Here is a 16,785-nt window from a genome sequence, read left to right on the forward strand (position 1 = left end):
ACGAAATGTCCGACAGGCCAGTCTTCGTCATCGGATGCCCGCGCTCCGGCACCACGATGCTCCAGCTCATGCTGCACTCGCACCCGCACATGGCGGTGCCGCCCGAGACGCGCTTCCTCGTTCCCGCTTATTACCGCCGCCGCGCCTGGGGCGACCTGCGGATCGACTCGCGCCGCAGGGCGCTCGCGCAGTGGATCGCCACCGACCGCAGCACCAAGTTCCGCGAGCTCAAGATCGACAAGGACGAGTTCGTCCAGCAGGCCGTCGAGGGCCCCGGCTCGCTCGGCTCCGTGTTCGGCACGGCCTTCCGCATGTACGCCGACCGCTTCGACAAGGCCCGCTGGGGCGACAAGCGGCCGAGCTACGTCAAGCAGGTCGACATGCTGCTGCGGCTCTTCCCCGACGCCCAGTTCATCCACCTCATCAGGGACGGCCGCGACTGCGTGGCCTCGCTGAAGGAGATGCCCTGGTACACCCTGGACTCCTTCCACGCCGTATCCACCTGGGCCGAGGCGATCGACGCGGGGGCCAAGCTCAAGCGCACCCTGCCCGAGGACACCTACTACGAGCTGCGCTACGAGGACCTCACCGACGACCCCGCGACCGAGCTGAAGAAGCTCTGCCACTTCCTGGAGGAGGACTTCTCCTCGGCGATGATCTCCCCGCGCGAGGCGGCCAGCGTCGCGGTGCCCGAGCACAAGGTGTGGCACAGCAACACGCACGGCGAGGTCATCCGCAGCCGCGTCGGGAGCTGGGCCAACCGGCTCGACGACTGGGAGATCTCCCTGTGCGAGCACATGCTCGGCGACCGCCTGGAGGCCATGGGCTACGAGCTGACCGGCGCGGCCAGGCCGGCCAAGGAGCACATCATCGCCGCCCAGAAGACCATGCAGAAGCGCAAGGCCAGCCGCATGCGCAAGCACATGCGCGACCGCCTCAACCGGCTGCGCGAGCCCAGCCCGGTGGCCGCCATGCTGACCACGCGCCAGCGCTCCCTGGCCGGCGTGCCGCGCCAGCGCACCGAGATCACGGAGCCCGCCCTCTAGCGATCGACGTGGGCGAACAGCCGCTCCCAGCCGTCCAGCACGTGGCCGAGGCGGAACGCCTCGGCCCGTGCGCGGGCGTCGGCCCCCAGCCGCCGCCGCTCCTCCACGGAATCCGCCAGCCGGCCCAGCTCGGCCGCGAAGGCGGCCACGTCACCCGGCGGCACCAGCACCTGGCCCGCCGACCGCACGCCGCCCGAGACGTCGAAGGCCACCGACGGCACCCCGTGCGCCCCCGACTCCAGCAGCACGACGGGCAGGCCCTCGTGCTCGCTGGTCAGCCCCACCACCGACGCCGCCAGGTACTCGGCGGTCATGCCGGCCGCGGGGACCCGGCCGCGGAAGACCACCCGCCCGGCCACGCCCTCCCGCTCGGCGTGCGCGCGCAGCCGCTCCCGCTCGCCGCCGTCGCCGATCAGGTGCAGCTCCCACGGCTCCGGCACACCGGAACGGGCGAACGCGCTGATCAGCCGGTCGAACCGCTTGACCCCCTCCAGCCGGCCGACGCCCAGCACCCGGGGGACGTCGAGCGCGGCCATCCGCTCCGGCCAGTGGGCCAGCGGGTTGGGCAGCGCCCAGGCGTTCGGCAGCAGGGCGTGCTCGGCGAAGCTCCAGGCGTCGTCCTCGCTCAGGAAGACCGCCTGGTCCAGGTCGGCGTAGTGCTTCCTGATCGAGCCCAGGTGCCAGCAGCCCCGGGCGTGGTCGTACGAGCCGTGGTACTGGCCGATCGGCCGGAACCCGGCGGGCACCAGGTCCCGCACCCGGATCACCGCCGACGGCGAGGTCATCACCGCGTACCCCGGCTCGATCCGGCCGAGCAGCCGGCGCAGCCGCCGGTCGGCGCGGGCGCGGGCCAGGCGGTTGCCGGGCTCGGCGCGGCTGATCACGTGGTGGTGGTAGCGCGGGCGGTCCACGTACCGGAACGGGGAGCGGGCCCGGTGCAGGCCGATGACGTGCACCTCGTGGCCGCGCCCCGCCAGGCCCTGGGCGAGGGTGTGCGTGACCTGCTGGACGCCGCCCAGCGTGTCGGCGTCCACGCAGGCGAAGACGACGCTGCTCATCGGCGCGCCCCCGGGCCCGGGCCGAAGAAGTCGTCCACGATCCTGGCCGCCGCGTCGCCGCGCTCGTCGGCGCACCACAGCTCCCGGAAGGCCGCGTAGCGGGCGGCGTGGGCCGCGTGCTCCTCGTCCAGGCGCCGCAGCACGTCCACCAGCTCCTCGGTCGTGGTCACGCACGGGCCGGGGGCGATGGCGGGCAGGTCGTGGTAGACGCCGCGCTCGGACAGCCGGTACTCGTCCCAGTCGTCGATGTAGAACACCATCGGCCTGCCGGTGATCGCGTAGTCGCACATCAGGGACGAGTAGTCGGTCAGCAGCGCGTCCGAGGCCAGCATCAGGTCGTTGACCTCCGGGTAGCGCCCGGCGAAGCGGACGAAGTGCCTGAGGTGCTCGGGCGTCTCGTAGCGCTCCACCGGATGGGTGCGCAGCACCACCACCCACTCCCCGGCCAGCTCCTCGGCCAGCAGCTCCAGGTCGGCCCGTACCGACCGGCCGCTGCCCACGGCCCGGTCGCGGTAGGTGGGCGCGTAGAGCAGGACCCGCCGGCCCGGTGGAAGGTCCAGGAGCCCGCGCACGTCGCCGGTCGGCTCGCCGCGTACGAGGGCGTCGCAGCGCGGCGTGCCGTACCGGTAGACCGTGCCGGTGTAGCCGTTGGAGGGCACGAAGATGCGGGAGAACTCCGCGCTCGGCGACACCAGCGCGTCCCACCGCGCCACCGCCGCCCGCCACTGGGCGCGCGGCCGGTCGAAGTCGGAGCGCAGGTCGGGCGCGTCGAAGCCGATCGACTTGATGCCCTGGCCGTGCCAGGTCTGCAGGTAGCGGGTGCCGCGCGGCTTCGGGTAGTCCAGGGGGAAGCCGTGGCTGTCCACCCAGATGCCGGCCCGCGCCATCGTCCAGAGGTGGCGCCAGCTTCCGCGCCGGACCCGCCGGGCGCCGTCCGGGGCGCCGCCGCGGCCCTTGGCCAGCGACCAGACGACCTCGATCGGCAGGTCGCGGCGGCGCAGCTCCTCGTACAGGGCGCGCGGGCTGCCGCAGCAGCCCTTGCCGACGTCGGACTCGAACAGGGCGAGGTCCGGGCGCGGGCGCACCACCCTGACGAGCACCTTGTACGCCCGCAGCTTGTTGCGCGGCGTGCCGACCTCCCGGACGAACCGCCGCCACAGCCGCTCCCGCAGCCGCCGCCCGCGTGAGCGCGCGGTCCGCGGGGCCCGTACGCACAGGTAGGCCGCCTGCCCCTCGGCCTGCACCCGGCCGCCGGGCAGCTCGATCGGCCGCAGGCGCGGGTCCACGATGATCCGGTCGGTCGTGGTGTGCCCGTCCGAGGTCCGGGTGAAGCCGATCCGCGGCTCGCACGTGCCCGCGGGTGTGAAGGCGACCTCGCTGACGTAGCCGCCCTCGCCCGACGGCTCCGGCCTGATGGGGACACGTTCCCTGCCCACCTGCAGGAACGCCGTCCAGTCCACCGGCAGCGCGCCGAACGGGTCGAAGCTCCGCACGGTCATCCGCACCCCGTCCCCCTCGCGGACCAGCTCGCTCACCTCGTGCCGCAGCCGGGCGGCGGCGAAGGGCAGCTCGGCCAGCCGCAGCGGGGTGATGTCCATGCCGGGGGAGACCGTCGTGCCCCAGTACGTGCGCCCGTCGAGCCGCACCGCCGCCCGCGGCGCGGCCCGCGGCCCGGTGAGCGAGCCGGCCGCGACGCGCAGGTCCTCGATCCGGTCGTCGAGGATGAGCCGGCAGCACACCCGCTGCAGCGGCCCGGCCTCCTCCAGCACCTCGGCGGGGACCTGTGCCAGGTACGGGCGGACGATCGCGGCGAACTCCTTGACCCACACCAGGTCGCGGGAGGGCAGCGGGTTGAGGTAGACCCGCAGGTCCTGCCGGACGAAGCGGCGCTGCCGGTGCGGCACCAGGTCGGCGGCCCCGTGGGCGCGCAGCCGGTCGTCGCTGAGCCGGGCGGCGAGGACCCGGTGCCGGACGTTGTCCAGGTCGTCCACGCTCAGCGAGATCGAGGTGGCGTCGCGGGCCCGGTGCCAGAGGTAGACCGTCCACGGCACGACCGCGAAGCGGCGGGCGACGGCGTACAGGTCGGCGGCGAAGACGTGGTCCTCGTAGTCGACGTCCTCGGGGAAGCGCAGCCCCCGCTCGCGCAGCCAGGCCAGGTCGTAGAGCTTGTTGGTGCTGAAGGAGTCGAGGAACAGCTCCGGGTCCTCGCGGATGCCGGTCAGCACCCGGCGGCGGGCGAACAGCGACGGGTAGTACGGCTTGACCTGTCCGCCGGCCTCGTACAGGCGGGAGATCTGCCCCGAGACGAACTCCGCGCCGGTGCGCTCGATCTCGGCGAGGAGGCTCTTGCAGGCGTGCCGGGGCAGCTCGTCGTCGCTGTCGAGGAACATGACGTACGGGGCCGCGGCGGCGTCCGCGCCGTCGTTGCGCGGCGCCCCGCAGTGCCCGCTGTTGACCTTCCTGCGCACGTAGCGCACCCGCGGGTCCTCCGCGACCAGGCTCGCGGCCACCTCCCGCGTGCCGTCCGTGCTCGCGTCGTCGGCGATGATCACTTCGAGGTCGCGCAGCGACTGGCGGAGCACGGAGCGTACGGCCCTGGGCAGGCGGGCGGCGTCGTTGTACGTGATGACGACCACGCTGCAGTCCGGCATCCCAAGTCCCCCCGCTGGTCGAACCACCTGCGGGGAGGGCCCTGCCCCCGACCAGGGGGAAGTGTCCAGACTTGATGGAGTATTTGCCGAAAATCAGCGTCGCAGGCGACGGACGACCCAGAAGACGATCAGCAGCGCCGCGAGCGCGCCCGCCACCGGCGCCAGCCGCTTGAGCACCGGCTGCCCGGCGATCTCCAGCAGGTCGAGCGCCTCCTCGTCGGGCGAGCGCGAGGTGCGCACCGTGCCGTGCGCGTGGAGCGGCGCCGGCTCGGGAGAGGGCACGGCCGTCAGGTGCCGCTCCTCCTCCTTCGGCAGCTCCCCGGCGGGCCGCTCCTCCGGCTGGTCCTTGACCTGGGCCTGCTCCTTCGGCTCGGACAGCAGCTCGGCGAGGTTGCCGGCGAACCTGTCCAGCAGCCGCGAGCCCACCTCCGCCATCACGCCACGGCCGAACTGCGCGGGCCGCCCCGTCACATGGAGCGTCGTCTCCACGGCCACCGCCGTCGACTCCTCGCGCGGCGTCAGCCGGGCCTTCACCGTGGCCGAAGCCGTGCCGGAGCCGCGGGCCTCCTTGCCCGACGCCTGGATGGTGAGCGTGTAGGAGTCCTTGTCCACGTCCTCGAACCTGGCCGAGCCCCGATAGGTGACGGTGATCGGGCCGACCTTGACCTTCATCCTGCCGGTGAACTCGTCACCCTCGTGGACGTCGAGCGTGGCCCCGGGCAGGCAGGGCGCGATCCGCTCGACGTCGAGCAGCACGGCCCACGCCTGCTCGACCGGAACCGGAACAGTGAACTCGTGCTCGAACCGCATCGCCATCGATCCGCTCCTTCTGCCGATGGTTCCCGACACTACGACGCGGCGGGGGCGCCCCGGAAGAGGCGCCCCCGCCAGGTCCTCCGGACATCCCCGTCAGGGCGTGCCCGTGGCGGCCCGCACCGCCCGATGGGTCAGCACCCTGGCCAGGTGCCTGCGATAGTCCGGCTGCCCGTGGAGGTCGGCGGGCGGATCGGTGTCCGCCGCCGCCTCCTCACAGGCCCGCCGCACCTGGTCACCCAGCTCCGCGCCCTGGAGCGCCGCCTCGGCGGCGCGGGCACGGACCGGCGTCCGGCCCATGTTCGTCAGCCCGATCCTGGCCTCGGTGATCGAGCCGTTCGACCGCCTGACCGCCGCCGCCACGCCGACGATGGCCCACGCCTGCGCCGTACGGTGGAACTTCTCGTAGTGGAAGCCCCAGCCCGGCCCCAGCTTCGGGACCTTGACCCCGGCCAGGATCTCGCCGGCGTCGAGCGCGTTCTCCAGATAGTCGACGAAGAACGTGGCGGCCGGGATCTCCCGCTCGCCCCGCGCTGAGCTCGCCACGAACACGGCGTCGAGCGCCAGCGCCACCGCCGGCAGGTCGCCCGCGGGATCGGCGTGCGCCAGCGAGCCGCCGAACGTGCCCCGGTGCCGGATCGCCGGATCCGCCACGTGGGCGGAGGCCAGCGCCACCAGCGGGCAGCCCTCGTTGACCACCTCGGAGCGCATGACCTCGTCGTGCGTGGTCAGCGCGCCGATGTAGACGTGGTCGCCGCGGTCGTGCACGCCCCGCAGCTCCGCCAGCCGCCCCACGTCCACCAGCTTCGACGGGTACGCCAGCCGCAGCCGCAGCAGCGGCAGCAGCGACTGCCCGCCGGCCAGCACCTTCGCGTCCTCGTCTTCGGCAAGGACCCGCGACGCCTCGGCCAGGGAGTCCGGGCGCACGTACTCGAACTGCGCGGGAATCATCGGCGCGCTCCTTCCAGGGCCCGCCACACCCGCTCCGGCGTGCACGGCATCTCGACGTCGCGCACGCCCGACGGGCGCAGCGCGTCCACGATCGCGTTGACCACGGCCGGGGTCGAGGCGATCGTGCCCGCCTCGCCCACACCCTTGACGCCGAGCGGGTTGCTGGTGGCAGGCGTCTCGGTCCGGTCGAGCTGGAACGTCGGCAGGTCGGCCGCCGACGGCAGCAGGTAGTCGGCCATCGTCGTGGTCAGCAGGTTGCCGTCGGCGTCGTAGACGGCCTCCTCGTACAGGGCCTGGGCGACGCCCTGCGCGATGCCGCCGTGCACCTGGCCCTCCACGATGAGCGGGTTCACCACCTTGCCGACGTCGTCCACCGCCACGTACGAGCGGATCCGCACCATGCCCGTCTCGGTGTCCACCTCCACCGCGCACAGGTGGGTGCCGTGCGGGAAGGAGTAGTTGTCCGGGTCGAACGTGGCGTCCGCGTCCAGCCGCGCCTCCACGCCCTCCGGCAGGTCGTGGGCCGTGAACGCGGCGTACGCGAGCTCCTGGATGGTCCGCTGCGCGTCCGTGCCCCGCACCTTGAACGCGCCCCCGGCGAACTCCAGGTCGTCGGGCGAGCACTCCAGCAGGTGCGCGGCCAGCGCACGAGCCTTGTCCTTCACCTTGTCGCACGCCCTCAGCACGGCGATGCCGCCCACCACGAGCGAACGCGAGCCGTAGGTGTCCATGCCCTTGTGGGAGATCGCCGTGTCGCCGTGCAGCACCGTGACGTCCTCGAACGGCACGCCGAGCGAGTCGGCCACGATCTGGCTCCACGACGTCACGTGGCCCTGCCCGTGCGGGCTCGTGCCGGTGATCACCTCCACCTTGCCCGTCGGCAGCATCCGGATCGAGCCGTGCTCCCAGCCGCCCGCGCCGTAGTTCGACTCGCCGAGCAGCCGGGACGGCGCCAGCCCGCACATCTCGGTGTAGGTGCTGACGCCGATGCCGAGCTGCACGGGGTCGCCCCGGTCCCGCCGGTCGGCCTGTTCGGCGCGCAGCTTGTCGTAGCCGAACATCGACAGCGCCTTGTCCGTCGCCGCCTCGTAGTTGCCGGAGTCGTAGGTGAGCCCCGCGATCGTGGTGTACGGGAACTCCTCGTGCCTGATCCAGTTGCGCCGGCGCACCTCCAGCGGGTCCACGCCCAGCTCTGCGGCGAGCTCGTCCATCATCCGCTCGATGCCGAACGTCGCCTCAGGCCGGCCCGCGCCCCGGTAGGCGTCCGTCGGCATCTTGGTGGTGAACACGCCCGTGCAGGCGAACTCGTACGCGTCCATCTTGTAGATGGCGTTGAACATGGCCGCGCCCAGCATCGGCACACCCGGCGTGACCAGCATCAGGTACGCGCCCATGTCGGCCAGCAGATCCACCCGGAGCCCGCGCAGCCGCCCGTCGGCGTCGGCGGCCAGCCGCAGCCGCTGGAGCTGGTCCCGGCCGTGGTGCACGGTCAGGTTGCCCTCGGAGCGGCTCTCGGTCCACTTGACCGCCTTGCCGAGCCTGCGGGCCAGCAGCAGGCAGAGCACCTCCTCCGCCGTCACCTGCAGCTTCGAGCCGAAACCGCCGCCCACGTCGGGCGCGACCACCCGCAGCCGGTGCTCGGGGATGCCGGTCACCACCGCCAGCATCACCCGCAGGACGTGCGGGATCTGCGTGGAGGTCCAGACGGTGAACGTGTCGCCGTCGGTGTCGGCGAGGACCGCCCGCGGCTCCATCGCGCTCGGGATGAGCCGCTGCTGGCGGAAGGTGCGCTCGATGACGACCGGCGCGTCACGGAAGGCCGCCTCGACGTCACCCGAGACGATCTTCGTGCTGAACGCCTTGTTGCCCGCCTCGTGCACCTTCGGGCTGCCGTCGGTCAGCGCCTCCTCCATGTCGATCACCGCGGGCAGCGGCTCGTAGTCGACCTCGATGGCCTCCAGCGCGTCGGCCGCCTTGTACCGGTCGGTGGCGATCACGCAGGCCACCGCCTCGCCGACGTAGCGGACCTCCGAGACCGCCATCGGCGGATGGTCGGGGATGACGATGTCCTCGCTCACCGGCCACGCGCACGGCAGGCTGCCCTGCTCGCCGGCGAAGTCCTCGCCGCTGAAGGCCGCCACCACCCCGGGCAGCCCGCGTGCCCCGGACACGTCCACCCGGGTGATCCTCGCGTGCGCCATCGGGCTGCGCAGGAACACCACGTGCAGCAGGCCAGGCCGGGTCAGGTTGTCCGTCCACCGGGTACGCCCCGTCAGCAGCCGCGCGTCCTCCTTGCGCCGCCGCGGCCGGCCCAGCTCCGGCGTGGCCGCCGGCTCGTTGATCTGGTCGCTCTGCGCTATCTGCTCGGCCACCGCGCCGGTGTCCAGCTCGCTCACGGCGTGCTCACCGCCTGACCCATCTCCTGGGCGCCCCTGCGCACCGCGCGGACGATGTTGCAGTAGCCGGTGCAGCGGCACAGGTTGCCCTCAAGCCCCTGCCTGATGGCGTCCTCCGACGGGTCGGGGTCGTCCCGGAGCAGGTCGATCGCGGCCATGACCATGCCGGGCGTGCAGTAGCCGCACTGCAGCGCGTGCTCTTCGTGGAAGGCCCGCTGCATCGGGTGCATCGAGCCGCCCGAGCCCAGGCCCTCGATGGTGACGATCTCGCAGCCGTCGGCCTGCACGGCCAGCACCGAGCAGCTCTTGACGCTCTTGCCGTCCAGCATGACCGTGCAGGCGCCGCAGTTGCTGGTGTCGCAGCCGACCGGGGTGCCGGTCTTGCCGAGGCGTTCTCTCAGGAGATGAACGAGCAGGAGTCGCGGCTCGACGTCCTCTTCGTAGCTGATTCCGTCAACGGTGACGGAGATTCGGGGCATACGTCCTCCCTCTCAGGAGCGGGGGAAAGGCGGACACACCCGAAATTACGCTCGTGTTACGCCCGGTCAAGGGTCACTTACCCCGGACCGCCCTCGCGACGATCGCCACGAGGCCCGCGAAGGCCAGCCCGAGCATCATGACACCCATCAGGACCAGGGCATCCGTGATCGCGCGGGTCACCACCAAGATTCCGAGCACCACGAAGAGCGCACCGCTCAGCAGCGCCATCCAGTCCGTACGGTGCACCCGCCGGGGCCGCTCCACCTCGCGCGCCGCCCCGTCCCACGGGCCCGTCTCACGCGGCACGCCGCACCTCCATGTCGCCGAGCCCGCCCTTCAGGTCGAGCACGATCGTCGAGACCTTGCCGTCCGGCTTCTTCTCCGGCTCCAGCACCTGGTCCACCCGGACGTTCACGCCGCCGTGGATCCGCTGGTCGATCCGGATGTCACCGACCCGGTTGCCGGCGTGCACCTCCAGCCGCACCGTGGGCGGCACGACCACCTCCAGCTCGCCCATCGAGATCCTCGCCTCGACGGACGCCGTCGTCCCCGGGGCCAGCTCCAGGTCCGACAGGTCCAGCAGGCCCTTGCCGGCGCCGACGTCGTACACGGGGACCGCGGACAGCTCGCTCAGCGTCCTCGGCGCCCACTCGGACGGGCCGAAATTGCGCGGCATGCCGCCCAGCGTGAACCCGACGCTCACCGCGAGCACCACGGCGACGCCCGCGGCCACCAGCCCGGCGCCGCGGCCCCACCAGGTGGCGACCAGGAGGCCGGCGCCGATGGTGATGAGCATCGCGCCGCCGACGATGGTCGGGCTCACGCCGGCGGCGGACCTGGTCTGGACCGCCACGACGATCCCTCCAATGATGATGGCCAGCAGGATGGTGATGGCGCCGATGAACGACTTGGGGCGGGGCGCGCGCTGCGGACGCCGGGGCGTCGGGCGGGCGTACAGGGCCGGGTCGTACGGCGAGGAGTAGCCGCCGGCGCGCCTGGCGGGGTCGAGGGGCCGGTAGGGGCCGTTGGGCGCGAACGGCTCACCGTAGGCGACGGCGGCCCGCGACCGCACCGTCTCATCGCCCGCCCCCCGGCCCCCAGCGGCCTCCCGCCCGGCGGACTCGTGCGCGGTCGGCTCATTGGCGGTGGGCTCATCGGCGCCGGGCTCACGCGCGGCCGGCACGTGTGCGGTCGGCTCGTATGTGGCGGGCTGGTGCGAGGCGGGCTGGTGTGCGGTCGGCTGGTGCGGCGGCGCGGGGTGCTCCACCGTCGCCGCGTCGCCCCTCCCCAGCTCGTCCCTCCCCGCCTCGTCCCTGGCCACCCCGACCGGGGAGGCCGCGGGCGCGGAGGGCATGGTGGCGGTGGCCGCCGGGGGAGCGGCCGTACGGACCGTCGGCGTGGGCGGAGGGCTCGCGTACGTCGGCGCCGGCTGCTCGGCCCGGGGCCGCCGCCCCAGCCGCTCCGGCATCGACCGGGCCAGCCCCAGCAGATCGACCCCGTTGGCGTGCGCGGCCAGCAGCGACACCGCCAGGAACACGCCCACCACGAGCGTCCCGGCGTCGATCCAGACCGTCGCCAGGTTGAGCCCCAGCCCGAACCCGAGCACCGCCGTGAGCAACGCCAGCACGGTCTCGGCGTCGAAGTCGCGCCGCGTCCACTGCTCGATGATGCCCGGGCTCCCGTTCGGCTCCTTCATCAGCAGGAAGGCCGCGATATACAAGAAGAGCCCCACGCCCGAGCCGAGCAGCAGCACGGCGAAGGCCACCCGGAACACCACCGGATCGATCCCGGTGTGGCGGCCCAGCCCCGCGCACACCCCCATGAAGATGCGCCCCTCGCCACTGCGTCGCAGTACGGTGGGGGGAGCGGCCGGATCCCTGGGCGGAGCTTCTGTCATGCCACCATCGTGGCCCCACCGGTGCGCCCCCCGCATCCGGGAGACCCCTGACCCGACCCGGGGGTCGTTCCCTGATGCCCGGTCCGCCCCTTACGTGTGACGATGACGGTGTTATGGCTGACCAGAAGACACTCGCCGAGCCGGGCACCGGCGGAGAAGCGCCGTACCGGCGGATGATGCGCCCGATGGAGGGCCGCCTGCTCGGCGGGGTGGCCCAGGGCCTGGCCGCGCAGCTCAAGCTCGATCCCGTGGTGATCAGGCTGATGTTCGTGCTGCTCAGCGTCGTGGACGGGGTCGGCATGGTGGCCTACGCCGTGCTGTGGATGATCACGCCGCGCCGCCCGCACGAGGGGCCGCCGCCGCAGCGTGACTGGAGCCAGCTTGCCGCGTTCACCGCGATCGGGGTGGCGCTGGCCGCGTTCGGCTGGCTGACCGGGGCCTCGGCGGGCGGCATCGGGATGTTGCCGTTCGCGGTGGGCGGGATCGGCGCGCTGATCCTGTGGCAGCAGGCCGATCCCGAGCGGCGGCGGAGCTGGATGAGCGGGGCGGCGCTCAGCATCAGGAAGAACCGCGTGCGCACGCTGCTGGGCGTGGGGCTGGTGGTGATCGGCGCGGTCGGGTTCCTCTACTCGCAGGGCGAGCTGGCCCAGGCCCGGCCGGGGCTGCTGTTCACGGTCGTGGTGGTCGGCGGCCTGGCGGTCATCGCCGCGCCCTGGCTGGCCGGCCTGTGGAAGGAGCTCCAGCTCGAACGGCGCGAGCGCATCAGGCAGGAGGAGCGCGCCGAGGTCGCCGCCATGGTGCACGACTCGGTGCTGCACACCCTGACGCTGATCCAGCGTGTCGCGCACGACCCGCGCGAGGTCACCCGCCTGGCCCGCTCGCAGGAGCGCGAGCTGCGCAACTGGCTCTACCAGCCGGCCCAGGACGCCGACGCGACGGTGGCGGCGGCGGTGCGCAGGATCGCGGCAGAGGAGGAGGACGCCCACGGCGTGCCGATCGAGGTGGTCTGCGTCGGCGACGTGCCGTTCGACTCGGGCGGCCGGCTCGCGGCCATGATGAAGGCGTCCCGCCAGGCCATGGTCAACGCGGCCAAGTACAGCGAGAGCCCCTCCGTTTCGGTGTACGCGGAAGTAGAGGGTGAAGAAGTGGCCGTTTTCGTGAAGGATCGGGGCAAGGGCTTCGATCTCGACGCGGTCCCCCTCGACCGGATGGGGATCAGGGAGTCCATCATCGGAAGAATGGAACGCCACGGAGGCTCCGCCCGGATCCGCACCGAGCCGGGCGAGGGCACGGAAGTGATGCTGATGATGAAGGTGGAGAAACAATGACGCGCGTGCTGATCGTCGACGATCACCGGCTCTTCCGCTCGGGCGTGCGCGCCGAGCTCGGCGACTCGATCGAGGTCGTGGGCGAGGCCGAGGACGTCGAGTCGGCCGTCAAGGCGATCGCCGAGCTGCGGCCGGACGTCGTCCTGCTGGACGTGCACATGCCGGGCGGCGGCGGCCAGGAGGTGCTGCGCCGGGTGCTCGGCTCCGGCTCGACGGTCCGTTTCCTCGCGCTGTCGGTCTCCGACGCCGCCGAGGACGTCATCGGCGTCATCCGGGGCGGCGCCCGCGGCTACGTCACCAAGAACATCAGCGGCAGGGAGCTGACCGACGCCGTCCGGCGGGTGGCCGAGGGCGACGCGGTGTTCTCGCCACGGCTGGCGGGGTTCGTGCTGGACGCGTTCGCCTCCTCCGAGGCGCCGTCGATCGACCCGGAGCTGGACTCACTGACGCAGCGGGAGCGGGAGGTGCTGCGGCTGATCGCGCGGGGGTACGCGTACAAGGAGATCGCGAAGGAGCTGTTCATCTCGGTGAAGACCGTGGAGACGCACGTGTCGTCCGTGCTGCGCAAGCTGCAGCTCTCCAACCGCCACGAGCTGTCCCGCTGGGCCACGGCGCGCCGTCTGGTCTGAGGTGGATTAGGCCCAGTTTGGACCGTTACAGGATAGTTATCGGCTAACTGCCTACGAATCAGCCGTCTCGTTTGTCACACAGAGAGGTACCGAATGAGCACATAGTCCAGGAGTAACCCCCTTGAAGCGCGTCACCCGGATGCTTCCGGCTCTGTTCGCCCTGGTCGTCGCGACGGCCTGTGCGGCGGAGACCGCCCCCGTCCCGCAAGCCCGCCCGACGGCCGCCCCCCAGGGCCAGGCCGCCATGGCCCCGGCCGCGGCCACGACCACCCCGTCGCCCACGCCCACGGCCACGACCACCGCGAAGATCAAACTGGGCATCGCGGACATCACCCCGATGGGGGAGAAGACCGAGAAGGTGGGCGTCGGCTTCCCGATCATCGTCACCTTCGACCGTGACGTGAGGACCAGGGACCGCGCCACGGTCGAGGCCCTGCTGCAGGTCGAGTCCGACAAGCCCAACGAGGGCGCCTGGCGGTGGGTGTCGGCCCGGAAGATCATCTATCGGACGAAGGCGTACTGGAAGCCGTACCAGAAGGTGCTCTTCACCGCGCGGCTGTCCGAGCTGCCCGGCAACACCGGCGGCAAGAACGTCTCCCGCCGCTTCGCCGTCGGCGCCCAGAACATCTCCCACGTCGACACGCGCAAGCACGTCATGAAGGTCTACCGCAACGGCAAGCTGGCCAAGAAGATCCCGATCAGCGCCGGCCGCGGCGGCCTGGTGCGCGGCGGCGTGGACGTCTACCTCACCACGAGCGGCACCCACCTCACCATGGGCAAGAAGGCCGTCGAGACGATGACCTCCTCCTGGATGGGCGTGACGGATCCGAAGGACCCGCGCTACTACAAGGAGGAGATCCCCTGGGCCGTCCGGATCTCCGACAGCGGCGAGTACGTCCACCAGAGCGCCGGCTACTACCAGTATCTCGGCCGCTCCAACCAGAGCCACGGCTGCGTCCGCGCCACCCCCGAGGGCGCCAAGTGGTTCTACACGATCGCCCAGCGCGGCGACGTCGTCAAGATCACCGGCACCAAGCGCAAGCTGCAGTGGAACAACGGCTGGAGCTACTGGCAGCTCAGCTACAGCCAGTGGAAGAAGGGCAGTGCCCTGAAGTAGAGCCTCCCGAAGCTCCCCGAAGCTCGCCCGACGAGCGAAGGCGCGCCGCCGGCAGATCCTGGACCCCGGCGGCGCGCCTTCGCGTCGGCGCCCCTACAGCTTCTCCAGCGGCGCGTACGCCAGCAGCAACGTCTTCTCCCCGCCGCTGCCGAAGTCGACCTTGACCTTGGTCTTCTCCGCCACGCCGTCGACCGACACCACCGTGCCGAGGCCGAACTGGTCGTGCGTCACCCGGTCGCCGGGCGTCAGCGACGGCACCTTGCGCCCGCCCGCGCCCGCGCCCGCCGCGCCGCCCCGGGCCGGCGCCGGCCGCGCCGCGGGCTCCCTGCGGGTCGCGGCGCTCCACGCCGACTTCTCCGGATCGGTGCGCCAGTCGATGAGCGTGCCCGGCACCTCGTTGACGAAGCGCGAGGCCGGATTGAACGCCGGCGCCCCCCACGAGCTGCGCACGGCCGCCCGCGTCAGGTAGAGCCGCTGCCGCGCCCGGGTGATGCCGACGTAGGCCAGCCGCCGCTCCTCCTCCAGCTCCTTCGGCTCGCCCAGCGACCGGACGTGCGGGAACACGCCGTCCTCCATCGCCGTCAGGAACACCACGGGGAACTCCAGGCCCTTGGCGGTGTGCAGGGTCATCAGCGTGACGACCCCCTGCCCGCCGTCGGCCTCGGGGATCTGGTCGGCGTCGGCCACCAGCGAGACCTGCTCCAGGAACTCCACCAGCGTGCCCTCGGGGTTGGCCTCCTCGAACTCCGAGGCCACGGAGATCAGCTCGTTGAGGTTTTCCAGGCGGGACTCGTCCTGCGGGTCCTCGGACGCCTCCAGCTCGGCGCGGTAGCCGGTGGCCGCCAGCACCTCCTCGGCCAGCGCCGACGGCGGCACGCCCGCGGCCTTGGCGATCAGCTCCTCCAGCATGGCGACGAACTCGCGCACCGCGTTGAGCGAGCGCGTGGCCATGCCGTAGGCCTCGTCGGCCCGCCGCAGCGCCTCCCAGTAGGTGATCCGCTCGCGCGCCGCCAGCGCCTCGACCATCGCCTCGGCCCGCTCGCCGATGCCCCGCTTGGGCACGTTGAGAATGCGGCGCAGGGACACCACGTCGCCGGGGTTGGCCAGCACGCGCAGGTAGGCCAGCAGGTCCTTGACCTCCTTGCGCTCGTAGAAGCGCACGCCCCCGACGACCTTGTAGGGCAGCCCGGTGCGGATGAAGATCTCCTCGAACACGCGGGAGGCCGCGTTGGTGCGGTAGAAGACGGCCACGTCGCCCGGCCTGACGCCCTCCTCGTCGCTCAGCCGGTCGACCTCCTGGGCCACGAACATGGCCTCGTCGTGCTCGTTGTCGGCGACGTAGCCGACGATCTTGGGGCCGTCGCCCTGGTCGGACCAGAGGTTCTTCGGCTTGCGCGACTCGTTGCGGGAGATGACGGCGTTGGCCGCGGCCAGGATGTTCTGGGTCGAGCGGTAGTTCTGCTCCAGCAGGATGGTGCGGGCGTCGGGGTAGTCGCGCTCGAACTCCAGGATGTTGCGGATCGTCGCGCCGCGGAAGGCGTAGATCGACTGGTCGGCGTCGCCGACCACGCACAGCTCGGACTGGCTGGTCCCCGAGCGCACCTGCTCGCCGTCGGCGGTGCGCAGCTCGGGATGGCCGACCAGCTCCCTGATCAGGATGTATTGAGCGTGGTTGGTGTCCTGGTATTCGTCCACCAGGACGTGCCTGAACCGCATCCGGTAGTGCTCGGCCACGTCGGGGAAGAGCTGGAACAACGTCACCGTGTTCATGATGATGTCGTCGAAGTCCATCGCCCCGGCCTCGGTGAGCTTGAGCTGGTAGGACTTGTAGGCTTGGGCGAGCGTCTTCTCCAGGTGCGAGCCCGCCCGGTCGAGCGCGCTCTCGTAGTCGACCAGCTCGTTCTTGAAGTTGCTGACCTGGGCCGAGAACGAGCGCGGCGGGTAGCGCTTGGGGTCGAGGTCCATCTCGCGGCAGACCATCGCCATGAGCCGCTGCGAGTCGGCCTGGTCGTAGATGGAGAAACTGGACGGGAACCCGAGCCGCTTGGCCTCCCGCCGCAGGATGCGCATGCACGCGCTGTGGAACGTCATCACCCACATCGCCCGCGAGCGCGGCCCGATGAGCTTGTCGATGCGCTCCTTCATCTCCTTGGCGGCCTTGTTGGTGAACGTGATCGCCAGGATCTCGCCCGGATGCACGTCACGCTCGGCCAGCAGGTAGGCGATGCGGTGGGTGAGCACCCGAGTCTTCCCCGACCCCGCTCCCGCCACGATGAGCAGGGGGCTGCCGTGATGGATCACGGCCTCGCGCTGCTGCGGGTTGAGGCCGTCGAGCAAGGGGTGGTCAACAGAGACTTGGGTCGGCACCTACCTAGGTTAAGACGCTCCACCGACAAACGGCGCCCGGAATGCGATCCGC

At 71.9% G+C, this 16,785-nt stretch carries 13 protein-coding genes; 4 read left to right on the forward strand and 9 right to left on the reverse strand.

All coding sequences use genetic code 11. The annotated features are described in order from the left end of the window. The first annotated feature begins 5 nt into the window (after positions 1 to 5). Positions 6 to 1,046: a sulfotransferase family protein gene (locus Nocox_RS04855; protein ID WP_020542202.1), complete on the forward strand. Its 1,041-nt coding sequence runs from the start codon at positions 6 to 8 to the stop codon at positions 1,044 to 1,046. On the opposite strand, the gene Nocox_RS04860 is transcribed toward Nocox_RS04855, so the two are convergent. The 8 genes from Nocox_RS04860 to Nocox_RS04895 all read right to left on the reverse strand — a co-directional run bounded on the left by Nocox_RS04860 (position 1,043) and on the right by Nocox_RS04895 (position 11,292). Beyond that, positions 1,043 to 2,104, reverse strand: a complete 1,062-nt coding sequence (locus Nocox_RS04860) for a glycosyltransferase (protein WP_020542201.1) — start codon at positions 2,102 to 2,104, stop codon at positions 1,043 to 1,045. The two genes, Nocox_RS04855 and Nocox_RS04860, sit on opposite strands and share 4 nt — an antisense overlap. Next, positions 2,101 to 4,755, reverse strand: a complete 2,655-nt coding sequence (locus Nocox_RS04865; protein WP_020542200.1) for a bifunctional glycosyltransferase/CDP-glycerol:glycerophosphate glycerophosphotransferase — start codon at positions 4,753 to 4,755, stop codon at positions 2,101 to 2,103. The genes Nocox_RS04860 and Nocox_RS04865 overlap by 4 nt, the downstream gene beginning before the upstream one ends. A 93-nt stretch (positions 4,756 to 4,848) precedes the next feature. Then, positions 4,849 to 5,571, reverse strand: coding sequence for an SRPBCC family protein (locus Nocox_RS04870; RefSeq protein ID WP_020542199.1), 723 nt, complete (start codon positions 5,569 to 5,571; stop codon positions 4,849 to 4,851). 93 nt (positions 5,572 to 5,664) lie between these two features. Beyond that, positions 5,665 to 6,519 (reverse strand): FAD binding domain-containing protein, encoded by an 855-nt coding sequence (locus Nocox_RS04875; protein WP_020542198.1) that lies wholly within the window; start codon positions 6,517 to 6,519, stop codon positions 5,665 to 5,667. Next, positions 6,516 to 8,891, reverse strand: a complete 2,376-nt coding sequence (locus tag Nocox_RS04880) for a xanthine dehydrogenase family protein molybdopterin-binding subunit (RefSeq protein WP_425517781.1) — start codon at positions 8,889 to 8,891, stop codon at positions 6,516 to 6,518. Before Nocox_RS04880 ends, Nocox_RS04875 begins: the two co-directional genes overlap by 4 nt. 20 nt (positions 8,892 to 8,911) lie before the next feature. Further along, the gene (locus Nocox_RS04885; RefSeq protein WP_020542196.1) at positions 8,912 to 9,394 is read right to left on the reverse strand and encodes a (2Fe-2S)-binding protein; all 483 of its coding nucleotides are present in this window, start codon (positions 9,392 to 9,394) and stop codon (positions 8,912 to 8,914) included. A 73-nt stretch (positions 9,395 to 9,467) separates the two neighbouring features. Further along, the gene (locus tag Nocox_RS04890) at positions 9,468 to 9,701 is read right to left on the reverse strand and encodes a hypothetical protein (RefSeq protein WP_020542195.1); all 234 of its coding nucleotides are present in this window, start codon (positions 9,699 to 9,701) and stop codon (positions 9,468 to 9,470) included. Further along, a complete protein-coding gene (locus Nocox_RS04895) occupies positions 9,691 to 11,292 on the reverse strand; it encodes a PspC domain-containing protein (protein WP_169577016.1) in 1,602 nt (533 codons plus the stop codon). The genes Nocox_RS04890 and Nocox_RS04895 overlap by 11 nt, the downstream gene beginning before the upstream one ends. Positions 11,293 to 11,405: 113 nt before the next feature. Here Nocox_RS04895 and Nocox_RS04900 point away from each other — a divergent pair, with 113 nt between their 5' ends. The 3 genes from Nocox_RS04900 (at position 11,406) to Nocox_RS04910 (ending at position 14,366) form a co-directional block, all read left to right on the forward strand. Next, a complete protein-coding gene (locus Nocox_RS04900; RefSeq protein ID WP_020542193.1) occupies positions 11,406 to 12,620 on the forward strand; it encodes an ATP-binding protein in 1,215 nt (404 codons plus the stop codon). Then, positions 12,617 to 13,249, forward strand: a complete 633-nt coding sequence (locus tag Nocox_RS04905; RefSeq protein WP_020542192.1) for a response regulator — start codon at positions 12,617 to 12,619, stop codon at positions 13,247 to 13,249. The genes Nocox_RS04900 and Nocox_RS04905 overlap by 4 nt, the downstream gene beginning before the upstream one ends. A gap of 121 nt (positions 13,250 to 13,370) precedes the next feature. Next, complete coding sequence (locus Nocox_RS04910) at positions 13,371 to 14,366, forward strand: L,D-transpeptidase (RefSeq protein WP_020542191.1); 996 nt, start codon at positions 13,371 to 13,373, stop codon at positions 14,364 to 14,366. Positions 14,367 to 14,459: 93 nt separating this feature from the next. Here the strand turns inward: Nocox_RS04910 and pcrA are convergent, their stop codons facing one another. After that, a complete protein-coding gene (gene pcrA, locus Nocox_RS04915; protein WP_020542190.1) occupies positions 14,460 to 16,703 on the reverse strand; it encodes a DNA helicase PcrA in 2,244 nt (747 codons plus the stop codon). Between the last annotated feature and the right edge of the window lie 82 nt (positions 16,704 to 16,785).

The sequence above is a fragment of the Nonomuraea coxensis DSM 45129 genome, from assembly GCF_019397265.1.
Classification (GTDB): Bacteria; Actinomycetota; Actinomycetes; order Streptosporangiales; family Streptosporangiaceae; genus Nonomuraea; species Nonomuraea coxensis.

Coding starts and splice junctions, on each gene's coding strand:
- Nocox_RS04900 (WP_020542193.1), top strand. CDS start 11,406: ATGGCTGACCAGAAGACACTCGCCGAGCCGGGCACCGGCGGAGAAGCG.
- Nocox_RS04875 (WP_020542198.1), bottom strand. CDS start 6,519: ATGATTCCCGCGCAGTTCGAGTACGTGCGCCCGGACTCCCTGGCCGAG.
- Nocox_RS04860 (WP_020542201.1), bottom strand. CDS start 2,104: ATGAGCAGCGTCGTCTTCGCCTGCGTGGACGCCGACACGCTGGGCGGC.
- Nocox_RS04870 (WP_020542199.1), bottom strand. CDS start 5,571: ATGGCGATGCGGTTCGAGCACGAGTTCACTGTTCCGGTTCCGGTCGAG.
- Nocox_RS04895 (WP_169577016.1), bottom strand. CDS start 11,292: ATGACAGAAGCTCCGCCCAGGGATCCGGCCGCTCCCCCCACCGTACTG.
- Nocox_RS04855 (WP_020542202.1), top strand. CDS start 6: ATGTCCGACAGGCCAGTCTTCGTCATCGGATGCCCGCGCTCCGGCACC.
- Nocox_RS04885 (WP_020542196.1), bottom strand. CDS start 9,394: ATGCCCCGAATCTCCGTCACCGTTGACGGAATCAGCTACGAAGAGGAC.
- Nocox_RS04865 (WP_020542200.1), bottom strand. CDS start 4,755: ATGCCGGACTGCAGCGTGGTCGTCATCACGTACAACGACGCCGCCCGC.
- Nocox_RS04905 (WP_020542192.1), top strand. CDS start 12,617: ATGACGCGCGTGCTGATCGTCGACGATCACCGGCTCTTCCGCTCGGGC.